Annotated in this window: 10 protein-coding genes; 6 read left to right on the top strand and 4 right to left on the bottom strand. The window is 63.9% G+C overall.

The window, feature by feature from the left end; all coding sequences use genetic code 11:
* A partial coding sequence (locus tag RMN84_RS07735; protein WP_309611597.1) for a CusA/CzcA family heavy metal efflux RND transporter occupies positions 1 to 1973 on the top strand: 1973 nt, incomplete at its 5' end.
* Between the two features lie 153 nt (positions 1974 to 2126).
* Here RMN84_RS07735 and RMN84_RS12325 read toward each other — a convergent pair.
* Positions 2127 to 2330, bottom strand: a complete 204-nt coding sequence (locus RMN84_RS12325; RefSeq protein WP_405051465.1) for a transposase — start codon at positions 2328 to 2330, stop codon at positions 2127 to 2129.
* Between the two features lie 213 nt (positions 2331 to 2543).
* Between RMN84_RS12325 and RMN84_RS07725 the strand changes: the two genes are divergently transcribed.
* The 5 genes from RMN84_RS07725 (at position 2544) to RMN84_RS07705 (ending at position 8222) form a co-directional block, all read left to right on the top strand.
* Complete coding sequence (locus tag RMN84_RS07725; protein ID WP_309611596.1) at positions 2544 to 4946, top strand: TonB-dependent receptor plug domain-containing protein; 2403 nt, start codon at positions 2544 to 2546, stop codon at positions 4944 to 4946.
* A gap of 38 nt (positions 4947 to 4984) precedes the next feature.
* Positions 4985 to 5641, top strand: coding sequence for a glutathione S-transferase N-terminal domain-containing protein (locus RMN84_RS07720; protein WP_309611595.1), 657 nt, complete (start codon positions 4985 to 4987; stop codon positions 5639 to 5641).
* 49 nt (positions 5642 to 5690) lie between these two features.
* Positions 5691 to 6887, top strand: coding sequence for an LLM class flavin-dependent oxidoreductase (locus tag RMN84_RS07715; RefSeq protein WP_309611594.1), 1197 nt, complete (start codon positions 5691 to 5693; stop codon positions 6885 to 6887).
* Between the two features lie 94 nt (positions 6888 to 6981).
* Positions 6982 to 7458: a hypothetical protein gene (locus tag RMN84_RS07710; RefSeq protein ID WP_309611593.1), complete on the top strand. Its 477-nt coding sequence runs from the start codon at positions 6982 to 6984 to the stop codon at positions 7456 to 7458.
* A 17-nt stretch (positions 7459 to 7475) separates the two neighbouring features.
* Entirely contained in the window at positions 7476 to 8222 is a 747-nt protein-coding gene (locus tag RMN84_RS07705; RefSeq protein WP_309611592.1) for a glucose 1-dehydrogenase, read from the top strand.
* A gap of 612 nt (positions 8223 to 8834) precedes the next feature.
* Here the strand turns inward: RMN84_RS07705 and RMN84_RS07700 are convergent.
* From RMN84_RS07700 to RMN84_RS07690, 3 genes are read right to left on the bottom strand one after another with little or no spacing between them, the layout of a single operon-like run.
* A complete protein-coding gene (locus tag RMN84_RS07700) occupies positions 8835 to 9902 on the bottom strand; it encodes a carotenoid 1,2-hydratase (protein WP_309611591.1) in 1068 nt (355 codons plus the stop codon).
* The gene (locus RMN84_RS07695; protein ID WP_309611590.1) at positions 9902 to 12430 is read right to left on the bottom strand and encodes an FtsX-like permease family protein; all 2529 of its coding nucleotides are present in this window, start codon (positions 12428 to 12430) and stop codon (positions 9902 to 9904) included. The genes RMN84_RS07700 and RMN84_RS07695 overlap by 1 nt, the downstream gene beginning before the upstream one ends.
* Positions 12420 to 13106 (bottom strand): ABC transporter ATP-binding protein, encoded by a 687-nt coding sequence (locus tag RMN84_RS07690; RefSeq protein ID WP_309611589.1) that lies wholly within the window; start codon positions 13104 to 13106, stop codon positions 12420 to 12422. The genes RMN84_RS07695 and RMN84_RS07690 overlap by 11 nt, the downstream gene beginning before the upstream one ends.
* Positions 13107 to 13175 lie beyond the last annotated feature (69 nt).

Raw genomic sequence — 13175 nt, 5'->3', positions numbered from 1 at the left:
TTCAGGGGTTGAACGCCAACATCCTGTCGCTGGGCGGAATCGCCATCGCCATCGGCGCGATGGTCGATGCCGCCGTGGTCATGATCGAAAATGCGCACAAGCATCTCGAACATTGGGCGCGCGACCATCCCGATTCGACGTTGGAATCGTCCGAACGGTGGGTGATCGTTACTGAAGCTGCGGCCGAGGTTGGCCCGGCACTATTCCTCAGCCTGCTCATCATCACCTTTTCATTCATCCCGATCTTCTCGCTGCAGGGACAGGAAGGTCGGCTGTTCGCGCCACTCGCCTTTACCAAAACCTATGCGATGGCCGCCGCCGCGATCTTGTCGATCACGCTTATCCCGGTGCTGATGGGATTCCTGATCCGTGGCAAAATCCCCTCGGAAGATTTCAACCCGATCAACCGCTGGCTAACCCGCATCTATCGCCCGGCGCTCGATTGGGTTCTCGCGCGGCCCAAGAAGGCGCTGGTGATCGCCGCGCTTATCTTCGCCACCAGCATATGGCCGATCAGCCAGCTCGGCGGCGAGTTCATTCCGCAAATGAATGAAGGCGACCTGCTCTATATGCCTTCGGCACTGCCCGGCATCTCGACCGCCAAGGCGGCAAGCCTGCTGCAGCTGACCGACCGTCTGATCAAAACCGTTCCCGAGGTCGACAGCGTGTTCGGCAAAGCGGGACGCGCCGACACCGCTACCGATCCCGCGCCTCTTGAAATGTTCGAAACGACAATCCGCTTCAAGCCGAAGGACCAGTGGCGCCCGGGGATGACTCAGGACAAGCTCATCGACGAACTCGACCGTGCCGTGAAGGTGCCGGGGCTGGCCAATTTCTGGATCCCGCCCATCCGTAACCGGATCGACATGCTGTCGACCGGCATCAAGAGCCCGATCGGCATCAAGGTCGCGGGTTCCAGTCTGGCCGAGATCGACAAGGTGGCGCGTGAGATCGAGATGCTCGCAAAAAGCGTGCCCGGCGTCGGCACGGCGCTTGCAGAGCGCCTGACGGGCGGTCGTTACATCGACGTGCAGATCGATCGTGCCGCTGCGGCGCGCTATGGCATGAACGTAGCGGACGTCCAGGCCGTCGTGTCAGGCGCAATCGGCGGCGAAACGGTCGGCCAGACGATCGAGGGACTGGCGCGATATCCGATCAGCGTGCGCTATCCGCGCGAGGTGCGCGACAGCATCGACGGTCTGCGCAACCTGCCGGTGGTGACGCCATCGCTCCAGCAGGTCACGCTGGGGACGGTCGCCAATATCCGCGTCAGCGACGGCCCGCCAATGCTTCGTAGCGAAAACGGCCGGCCGGTGACGTGGATCTATATCGACGGGCGTGATCGCCCGCTCACGGCGATCGTCGGCGATCTGCAACGCGTGGTGTCGGCAAGGGTCAAGCTGCCGCCGGGGATCAGCGTCACTTACACCGGCCAGTTCGAGTTCCTTCAGCGCGCGATCGAGCGACTGAAGATCGTCGTGCCTGCCACGCTATTGATTATATTCCTGCTGCTCTACGCGACCTTCCGACGGCTCGACGAGGCGGCACTCATCATGGGGACCCTGCCGTTTGCGCTGACGGGCGGGCTGTGGCTGCTGTATCTGCTCGGTTACAACCAGTCGGTCGCGACGGGAGTCGGCTTCATTGCACTCGCCGGTGTATCGGCCGAGTTCGGCGTCGTGATGCTGATCTACCTCAAGCATGCCCTCTCCGAGCGCGGCCCGACACCTGACGATGAAGCGATCGAAGAAGCCGTGCGCGAGGGCGCGCTGCTCCGCGTGCGGCCAAAGGCGATGACCGTTGCGGTCATCCTCGTCGGCCTGTTTCCCATCCTGATCGGTGCCGGGACGGGCTCCGAAGTGATGAGCCGGATCGCCGCCCCAATGATCGGCGGAATGGTCACGGCACCTCTTTTGTCGATGCTCGTGATCCCTGCAGCTTTCCTGCTACTGCGTCGCCGCGTTTATCGGTGACGAGCCGTGGGTGACGACGCTGATCTCTCGGCTGCGCTTGCGAAGGGCGCCGGGGCACTCGGCTGATAGCGGCGTTCGAGGATCTCGATGATGACCATCTGGCCGCTGCAGCACGGGCCCGGCGGTCCGACATCTGTCGGCTCGACCGCCACGTCATTGAGGACAGGCGGCGCGACCGCGCGCAGCCGGCGGGCGCCGTTCGAGGTTGCCGCTGGCGAGCAGGCCGTAATGGCGGATGCGGTGAAAGCCCTTGGGCAGGGCGTGTAGCAGGAAGCGTCGGATGAACTCGCCAGCGCCGTGCACCACCTGCTGGCGGTCGAGGCCGTTCCGGCGATAGTCCTTGTAACGGAACGTGATGCCTTCCTCGTTGAAGGCGGGCGATCAGTGCTGACGACAGTGCCCGATGGATTTCTGCAAGCATGCTCTCTCAGTCAACAGCCCTATTGACACAATCAACACTAGTGTCAAAACACAGGTGAGAAACTTGGCGCTGGCGTCGACTGGCATTAGACCAAGCCATCGCCACCGTACGGTCGATTCAGACGATGGATCAAAAGGAGAGGATCGCCGATGTTCAAGATTCGTGTTGGGGCTGCCTCGCTGGCCAGTCTGATTGCAATGATCCAGTCTGTACCGGCGTTTGCGCAGAGCTCATCCACGACTCCGCCGGAAGCGTCGAAACCAGTTGCGCAGGAAGAAATTATCGTCACCGCTCAACGACGGTCGGAGACTCTCGAGCGGACCCCGGTCGCGGTCAGTGTGTTGAGTGGTGCCCTGCTGCAACGCCAGGCGATCGCCACCGAAGCCGATCTCCAGGTGGCTACGCCCGGCCTGACGATCCGCGCTGGTCAGAATTCGAACCAGCTAAATTATGCATTGCGCGGTCAGTCGCTCGACGCCTTCAGCGATACGCGACCGGGCGTCTTGCCCTATTTCAACGAAATTCAGCTCGACGGCGTCGGCGGCGGGTCTTCCGCTTTCTACGACCTTCAATCGGTCCAGGTCCTCAAGGGCCCGCAGGGAACTCTGTTCGGTCGGAACTCCACCGGTGGCGCAGTCCTTTTCACATCGACCAAGCCAACTCGCAAATTCGGCGGATATATCAGCGGCCGCCTTGGCAACTATAAACTGCGCCAGGTCGAAGGTGCCCTGAACCTCCCGGTTGTCAGCGACACGGTGCTATTCCGAGTCGCCGGCTTCTATGAAAAGCGAGACGGCTACCAGCTCAACCTGTTCAACAACAAGCGCGTCGGCGATGTCGATCGTTACGGGTTGCGGGGCAGCTTACACATCGGGCTATCGAATTCGATTTCGAATGACTTGGTGGTCGATTATCTCCATTCGGACGGAAACAGCCTAGGCGGCTTAATCAATAGTCTGGAACCGACGGGTCTTGTTCCCCTGATCGCGCTCACGAATTTTGGCAATCAGGCACAATATAATTTCCTGATCAATGCTTTTACGGGCGGCGCGGCGGGATGCAACGCGACCACCAACAATTGCGCTGCGGCATATGCGGCCGCCCATCCCACGCTCGACCCAGGCGGAATCGCGTCTTACTTGGCAACGCAGCAAGCTCGCGGCCCATATAAGATCGAGTCCGATGGTCCGTCAAAGTATAAAGGTCGCAATATCATCATTTCCAACATCACGTCGATTGATGTCGGATCCGATACAAAGTTACGGAATATCTTCGGCTATACTTACCTCAAGAACGGCATTGCAGGCGATATCGATGGTACACCCTACGGAATCGATGATAATGGCAATGGCGGTAAGAATGACAACACTCGCCAGTATTCTGAAGAACTACAGCTTGTCGGCAAGGCGCTCGGAGGAAGACTCAATTTTGTCGTTGGCGGATTTTATTCGCATGAAACCAACGAAAACTTGACTACCAGCCTGCTTCTGCAGTTCCCGCCGCTGACTAGCACGACTGTGTACAATAAGCTTACTACGCGCGGCATGTATGCGGGTTACGGACAGGGCACATACGATCTTAGCGAGGCAATTGGCGTTCAAGGCCTTGGTATAACGGTGGGTGCGCGCTACACCCATGAAAAGATCAAGTTCGATGTCCTGCCTGCCGACACCGCTTATCTTGCGCCACCCGCCCAGCTGGCGACCTATGATTTCCATCAGCAAAAGTCGTTCGGCAATGTCAGTTGGACACTGGGCCTCCAGGAGCAAGTCAATCCGAACTTGCTGATTTATGTTGCGTCGCGCCGAAGCTACAAGAATGGCGGCTATAATGGCATCCAGAACCCAGTGCCGGGGCTGGGCCCGACGGGCGGCAACGGCTACGGGCTGGAGACGCTGACCGACGCGGAAGTCGGGCTCAAGTACCGCGGCCGCATTGGTGGCATCCCGACCAACTTCAACATCGCCGTCTATCAGGACTGGATCAAAGATGGGCAGCGCGTCGCCTACACGCTGCTTGGTTCGACCCCGGCTGCGGTCACGGTCAACATACCGCGCTCAAAGGTCAGCGGTGTCGAGTTCGATGGGTCGATCCGTCCGGCATCCTGGCTCACGCTTGGCGGTGCGGTAAATTATACCAATGCACGCTTCACCGACAGTCTGGTATCGATCGGGGGCGGTGCGCCTGTTCTGTTCGGCACGTACCCCGACACGCCGAAATGGTCGGGTTCCGTGTTCGGCGAAGTCAATGTACCGATCCACAATTCGATCACGGCAAGTCTGCGATCGGATGTGTATTCGCAGTCGCTGTTCTGGTTTGCCTCGACCGGCAATCGCAGCCCGGGCGCGCATGTCGACGGTTACACGCTCGTCAACTTCCGCCTTGGTGTCGAAGACAGCGCTGCCGGATGGGCGGTCTCTGCGCACCTGAAGAATGCGTTCAATCGTGTCTACTATGCCGGCGGCATCGCCACCGGGGAACTGTTCCAGTTCAACACGGTCGTTCCCGGTTCACCGCGGACATTCTTCGTGGACGCGCGTTTCAAGTTCTGACCTGTCCTGCGATGGCCCTGCTATAGCGAGTAGATGCGATGGCGTTCACGCTGATCAATGCCGGTCCCAGCCCGTACGGGCGCAAGGTCGCCATCGCGCTGCTTGAAAAAGGGCTCGACTTCGATGTCGTGCTCGACACGCCATGGGCGGCGGGGACGATCACGCCGCACCACAGCCCGCTTGAACAACTGCCGATCCTGATCGCCGATGGCGAGACGGTCTACGACTCGAGCTACATCCTAGAGTGGATCGAGACCCGCTTTCCCGAGCCGCCGCTGCTACCCGCGGACGCCGATGGTCGCCTCGCCGCGCGCAAGCGGCAGATGCTCGGTGAGCGGCTGATGGAAGTGATGACGTTGCTCCTCTTCGAACTTCATCGGCCCGAACCAGGCAAGGACTGGGTCGATCGCCAGACACGCAAGATGCACGGCGGGCTGGCCGCGCTCGACCAGCTATACGAGCAGCGCGCAATTACCGGCGAGACGATCGACCTTGGCGATATCGCCGTGGCAACGACGGTGCTCGTCTTTGAACATGCGGTAACGGCGGGCTACAGCCCCGACATCGCCGCAATGCGCTGGCGCGGGAAATATCCTGCGCTGACCAAATTCGTCGTAAGCATCGAACAGCGTCCGTCGTTCGTGGCCACGCGCCCACAGGACATGGCGCTTGACCTCGCCGCGACAGTGGGCTGACAAACGACAGGGAAGAGGGCGGCCGTAGCCGCTTACCGAGGAGAATATGATGTCGACCAAGCTTCGTTACGGTGCCTTCTGCGGCCCGCACCATGCGCTGAACGAAAATCCGACGCTGTGCCTGCAGCGTGATCTCGAACTCGCCGAGCACCTCGAATATCTCGGCTATGACGAGCTGTGGTACGGCGAGCATCATTCGGCCGGGTGGGAGCTGATCGCCAGTCCCGAGGTGATGATCGCGGCCGCGGCGGAACGCACCTCGCGGATCAAATTGGGCTCGGCGGTAAGCTCGGTCCCCTATCACCAGCCACTGATGCTCGCCGAGCGGTTCAGCCAGCTCGACCATATGACGCATGGCCGGGCGATGCTCGGCATGGGGCCGGGGTCGCTCGCCTCCGACGCTAAGATGATGGGCATCGAAGTGTCCAAGCAGCGCGACATGATGGACGAGGCGATCGACGTCATCGTCCGTCTGATGCGCGGCGAAACCGTTACGGCCAAGACCGATTGGTTCACACTCGATAACGCCCGCATCCACATGACGCCCTATTCGCGGCCGTGCATCGACATGATTGCCGCAAGCACCATCTCGCCGACCGGCGCGCGCGCCAGTGGCCGCAACGGCATCGGCATGCTGTCGTTCGGCGCGACCTCGAGCGGGGCATTTGATGCGCTCGCCGCTAACTGGGGAATTTGCGAAGACATCGCGCGCGATCATGGCCAGACGGTCGACCGCGCCAACTGGCGGTTGGTCGCGCCGATGCATATCGCGGAGACGCGGGAACAAGCTCGTGCCGAGGTCAAGCATGGTATCGAGGGCTGGGCCGATTATCTGCGCAATGTCGCGGCGCTGCCGATTGTCCCGGGCGGGGGCGACGTGATCGACGCACTGCTCGATTCGAGCATGGCGCTGATTGGTACCCCCGACGATGCGGTCGCGCAGATCGAGCGGCTCAGGGCGCAGTCGGGAGGGTTCGGCACGCTGATCCTGTTCGCGCACAATTGGGCCGACTGGCCGCAGACCAAGCGCAGTTATGAGATGTTTGCTCGTTACGTCATGCCCAAAGTCGACACGCTGCCCGACAATCGCGCGATTTCCGAGGACGAATGCCGCGCCGCGCGGCCCGAACTCGCCGAGCAGATCGGAGCAGCGATCCAGGCGCGAATCCAGCGTCACATCGATGAGAAGGGCGACAAGAATATCGCCCCGCAGTTGATCGAGGCGCTTCCCGAAAAGCAGTCGTAGGCGCGGCCGCGAAGGATGACGGTGGTGAACGTGGTCCGTGACGGCGATTGGCTGGACGAGCGACTGCGGCTGCCAACGTCCAGCGCTCGCCTGCATGCTCGTCCAGCCGACCGGCGATGCGGACTGGGTTCACGGTCGTTTTGTGCCGAGCCGGTCGCGCGGGCTGGAGGAGAATGACGACGGCGGACTGTCGCCCGAGGTTCAGGCCGAAGTGCGGCAGGCGGCGGCAGTCGAGCTTTGCAAGTGGTTCGCCGGATCTCCTTCGGTGCTCCCCGAACCACTGGGCAAACTGTTGCGCGAGATGATGAGCGTGTCACTCAGCGAGGAAGTTACCGCCGGCTATGTCCCGATGATCCGACGCGAGCTTGGCCTTGTCGGGAAATCGGCGGTGGAGGATGCGCCTGCGGCTCCGCCGGGCTTCACCGCGCTGATCATCGGGGCGGGCATTTACGAGCTGTGCGCCGCGATCGAACTGGCGAAGACGGGCATACCCTACACGATCGTCGAGCGCAGCAATGAGCTTGGCCGGCTGGCTACGGAATGGGCTACGCGACCGACGAACAGCATTTAAGGAAAAGGATTTTTCACATGAACCGTCTCCAGGGCAAGATCGCGATAATTACCGGCGCGTCGCAGGGCATGGGCAGCGCGCATGCCAAGGCATTTATCGACGAGGGCGCGAAGGTCGTACTGACCGACCTTAATGCCGCCGATGGCGACGCGCTCGCCAGCAGCCTGGGCGACAACGCGATTTTCGTCGAGCATGATGTATCCGACGGTGCCGGCTGGCGCCGTGTGGTCGACGCCGCCGAAGCCGCTTTCGGGCCGGTCAATGTCCTGGTCAACAATGCCGGGGTGATCGGCCCGGTGGCGATGAGCGCCGATCTCGACGAAGACGCCTATGCCCGGGTCTGTGCGATCAACCAGACCGGGGTTTTCCTCGGCATGAAGGCGGTGCTTCCGGGGATGCTGGCGGCGGGCGGCGGGTCGATCGTCAACATCTCGTCGATTTCAGGGATCGTGGCGATCGTTGGCTCGCCCAACCTCGCTTATGTCGGCAGCAAGTTCGCCGTGCGCGGGATGAGCAAGCACGTCGCGGTCGAGTATGGGGATCGCAACATTCGCGTGAACTCGGTCCATCCGGGCTACGTCAAGACGCCGATGATGATCGCCGCGACCGACGAGGATGGCGGCGGAGCGGCGGCGGCAATTCCGCTGCGGCGCTTCGCCGAGTCCGTTGAAATCTCGAGCCTGGTCGTGTTCCTGGCGTCGGATGAATCCTCGTTCATCACCGGTGCCGAACATGTCATCGACGGCGGCATGACCGCCGCCTGATCGGCTCAGGCGGCCAGGCTCTGCGCGACGTTGGCGGCGAGGTCAGCCGATCGCCCGGCTAGCCACCGGAGTCGTCTGGGCATGCTGGGGAAGCCGTGGGTCATGCCGAGATAGCGCCGCGCGGTGACTTCGACCCCCGCCGCGGGCGATGTGCGCGAACGCCTTGCCTTCGTCGCGAACCGGATCAAATTCGGCGATGGCCATGAGAGTCAGCCATAAGGGCGCGGTTGTCGATAGCATCGATTGACACGGTGAATGGCTCGACGAGGATTTGGGTCCGCTCGTCGTCAGCGAGGCCCAGCCAAGCTTCGGGGTTAATCATCATCGCTTTCCATAAGCCGCGCACCCAGTGGCTGCATTGCTCGACATCAGCCCTGCCGGCAGCAAAGAACGTCGGCTTCCATCTGGGGGCTCTTGCTGCCGATCTGTGTGATGACCGCGTTGCAATGGCTCATGACGTTATCGAGAGCGGCCTGCAGTTCTTAGGTGCTGTCGAAGACCGGCTCTTCCTCGCCCCACAACTCAGAAATCCAAAGGTTGGAGGCGGGCGCGAATGGCGAAGATTGGATCGACGTCAGTGAAATCCCAAGGTGCTGCCGCCGATCAGGATGCCTACATTGTGAGTGCGTGGTCATAGCCGGTGAGCTCGAGGTAGCCACGCCCCCCGCGGGTGCGCACCGCACCTTCCCAATAGACCGGCAGACCGCTGCGCCGGGCATCGAGTTCCTGCGCTGCGAACATCGGTTGGAGGCGCCACCGCACGACCTGCCCGCCGATGCGGGTGTCGATTTCCTGCATCACCGGATAGACCGCGCCCGTTGCCGCGCTTCGCCACGTAGCCAGCGGACGGAACGCGACGTCCTGCGGCCCCAACACGGTCGTCGTGCCGTCGGGTCGGCGGAACGTCCCGCCCGCCCACAGCGTACCGCCGCCCTTGCGACGGATATGAAACGCCATTAGCGCGGACCCGTCATCAAGGTTAAGGCCGGTCCAATCCCATCCTTGGGCGGCGGGGGCAAGAAAGTTGGACGACCATTCTTGGTCGAGCCATGCCTCGCCGGTGACGGCGGCGGTCGCGCCGCCGCGGCCGACGCTGCCTGTCACGCGCAGATGGGGGATCGAATAATAATAGCTCGCTTCGTCGGGGCGCGCGCCTTTGCGGCTGTATCCGCCCCGACCCTGGGGCATGGGCGGTTGCGTCGGTCGGAACTCCAGCGCCAGCGCGAAGCCATCGGCCGTCACGCGAGTCGCCCATCGTCCGTTCGGCGCGCGCCACAGCCGCCAGTCGCGGATCGCAACGTCGGCTTCGCCGGTGCGCGCCTGGGCAAGGCCGAAGCCGCCGCGCGCCGCGCGCTCGCCGTGTGACAGGCGGCGCGTCGCCGGATCGGACAGCGCGGCATGGGCGAACAAGAGCTGGCGGGCGGCGAAACGGCTGGGGTTGCGTTCGTCGACCGGTGGACTCGTTCGGAAGAAGGTCACCTGGAAGCCGAGATCTTTGCCGGTCGCGGTGCGAAGCCAACCGGTGACGTACCACCATTCGGTACGGAACCCCGGGTGGGCGCCGTGATCGGCGGGGAAACGGAGCGTGATGCCCGGCCGCACGACCGGGTATGGCGTAGCGGGAGGTGCGGCGATGCCAATCGCGGCCATCGACAGGATAAGAAGTCGTATTCTGCCCATCACCAATCCTCGCGCACCGACTGTACGGCGCTCTTGGCGGTGGCGCGTCGTCCCGCCAATACTGCGGTCGCCGCCGCCGCGCCCGTCAGCGCCGCTGCGACTCCCAGCAGCGTTCCGATCGGTACGCGCGTGGTCATCGTAAAGTTGAACGACTGCGGATTGATGACGTGGATCAGCACCTGCGCGAGGACGAGGCCAAGCGCGATACCGGTCAGCGCGCCCGTCAGCCCGAGAATCGCGCCTTCGCTCGCCAATATGCTGATCAATTGGCCGCGGGTCAGACCCAGGTGGCGGAGCATCCCGAACTCCCGCTCGCGCGCTATTGTCTGGGCGGACATCGTCGCGGCGACCCCGGCCAGGCCGACCAGGATCGCAACTGCTTCCAGCAGATAGGTCACGGCGAAGCTGCGGTCGAACAGCGTCAGCGCGAGTCGTCGCAGTGTTGCCGGGCGTGTCACCTCCACATGGTTTCGCAGTGCCGACGGCAGACTCCCGGTCAGGTCACGCGTGATCCGTCCGATGTCCGTCCCCGACGCTATCGTCACTGAGACTTCGTCGCGACCGTCGTCGCCGGTCAGCCGCTGATAATCGTCCTCGTCCACGATCACGGCACCTGTCTGACGGCCATAGTCGCGCCACACGCCAGCTATCACAAAGCTAGTGCGTCCCGCGATCGGCAAGACGATGCGCTCGCCCGGATCCCAGCCGTATAGTCGCTGAGCCGGTTCCGACACCCAGACGGGTGGTATGTCCGCCGGCAGTGCCCGGACCTGGTTGATCAGCACGAGCAGCGGATCGCGGCCATCGCGCTCGGGCCGGGCGATGAGGCTGATCGGCGGGCGCGTGGGGGCGATGGTGAGCGGAAGCTGGCGGCTAAAGGCAAGCCTCGCCACGCCGGGCGTCGCGGCGAGGCGGGTGCGGGTCGCAGGGTCGAAGCTCGCCCCCGCAATCGTGCGCATGTAAAGGTCGGCGCCCAGTACCTGCCCAAGCCAGTCGTCGACCGCGCCGCGAAAGCTCGTCACCATCGTCGCCATCGCGATCATCAGCCCGGTGGACGCGACGATCCCGCACAGGCCGGTCGCCGCCTCGCCGGGAGCGCCGTGCAGGTGGCGCACCGCGAGATGGCCGGCTACGCTGCCGTTCGTCCGCCGGGCCAGCGGCGCCAGCAACATGCGCGCAAAAAAGGGCACTCCGGCGACGCCGCCCGCCAGCATCAGCGCCATGCCCGCGAACCCGAACAGCGGGAGTTCGCCGACGGCCGGTAGCAGTGCCGCCGTCCCGCCCGCCACCAGCAGCGCCGCGGCCGGCCACCAAGCGACGGGCTGGCGCGGATCGAGCACGTCGCCCGCATTCTTCAGTGCTGCGGCGGGCGCCACGCGGGCGGCAATCCGGGCAGGCAGCGCGCTGCCGAGGCAGGCGGCGAATAGACCAAGCGCGAAGAAAGCGAGCGCGGCACCCGTCTGGAAGACGACGCGGCCGGTGCCGCCGCCGAAATAGCCGGCACCGAGATCGCCACCGAACCAGTGCAGGGCCGCCCAGGCGAGGCCGTAGCCTGCCGCCAAGCCGACCGAGGCGCCGATCAGCCCGATCACCAGCCCTTCGATGACGACTGCGGCGACGACTCCGCCGCGCGGCATGCCGAGCGTCCGGAGCAGAGCAAACGCGCGCTGCCGCCTGACCACCGATAGCGACTGCGCCGAGTAGACGAGAAAGCTGCCAGTCAACAACGCTACTAATGCCAGCATGTCCAGGTTGACACGATAGGCCCGCGACAGCGACCCGCCCTGCGCATCCTGAGCTTCGGCATCGGAGAGGAGCGCGTCCGCCGGCAGCAGCGCGGCGAGCGCGGTCTCCGACGCTGCACGATCGGACAGCGCGAGGTCGATCCGGTCGAGCCGGCCGAGCCGCCCGAACCGCCACTGCGCGGCGGCGATGTCAATTACGCCGATCGCGGCCGCATCGCCCGCGCCCGGCAGCGTGCCGGCAATACGGACGGGTACGGCGTGCCCGTTGGCCGTTACCGTTACCCGCCCGCCGACGGCTACTCGCGCTTGGGTCATTGCGGCGCGGGAGAGAAACAGCGCGGTCTGATCAAACGCGGCTTCGTTGTCGCTGCCGATTCGGCCGGGTTGGGTTCCGATCAGCGAAGGCGTCACCCCGGCGGCGCGGATCACGTCGATGCCGAGTAGCGTCAGCCGCGTCGCACCGATACGCGCGTCGAGGCAGACGACCGGGCTGGCGTCGGCAACTCCGTTGGCTCGCGCCACACGCGGATAGAGCTGCTCGTCGAACCCCAGAGAACTGGTCGCGCGCACCGACAATGCGGCAGCACCGCTGACCCCGCGCATCGCGGAGTCGAACGAGGCGAGCGCCGATCCGTTGACCAGGTGGACCGCAAATCCGAGCGCCACCCCGACGGCGATCGCGACTGCGGTCATGAGAAAGCGAGCGGGATGAAACCGCCACTCTCCGCCGATCAGCCAGACGAGCGAGAGTCGCCCCGACCACAGGCCCGGCTCAGCGGCCACGCCGTTCCACCAGCCCGTTGGCTCCTAGCGTCAATACTCGATCGGCGATCGCCGCACTCGCAACGGAATGGGTTACCATCACGCCCGCTGCACCGTACTCGCGCACTGCCTCCGCGAACAGCGCAAGCACGCGTGAGGCAGTCTCGGCATCGAGGTTGCCGGTCGGCTCGTCGGCCAGGATCAGCGCTGGGCGATGAACCAGCGCGCGCGCTATTGCTACCCGCTGCAGTTCGCCGCCCGACAGGTCGCGCGAATAGCCATTGCCGCGCTTGCCCAGTCCGACGGATTCAAGCATCGCCTCCGCGCGTGCTTCGACCGCAGTGGCGTCCGGCGACACCAGTGCCAGCGGCAGCGCGACGTTCTGGCACAGAGTCAGGTACGGTAGGATGTGGAAGGCCTGGAAGACGAAACCTATACGCGTCCGGCGCAACCGCGTGCGGGCGGCTTCATCGAGTAGACCAAGGTCGGTGCCGTCCACAACCACACTGCCCTCGTCGGCATCGTCCAGACCGGCCAGGATGTTGAGCAGCGTCGACTTGCCCACCCCCGATTCACCGATGATCGCGATCAGCTCGCCAGACGCCACGTCGAGGTCGAGGCCCCGGAATAGCTGCCGCGGCCCGGGTACTGACTTACCAAGCGCGCGAACTGCCAAGAGGGAAGGACGTGTGGCCATGGGCAAGGCGTGGCGGACTCGCGCCGCGGTCGCAACCTTGAAGGTGGCGTCTACAGCCGAGCGCCTCGA

This window comes from Sphingomonas sp. (assembly GCF_031380695.1).
Lineage (GTDB): Bacteria > Pseudomonadota > Alphaproteobacteria > Sphingomonadales > Sphingomonadaceae > Sphingomicrobium.
This window is presented reverse-complemented; position numbering and strand designations above follow the sequence as displayed.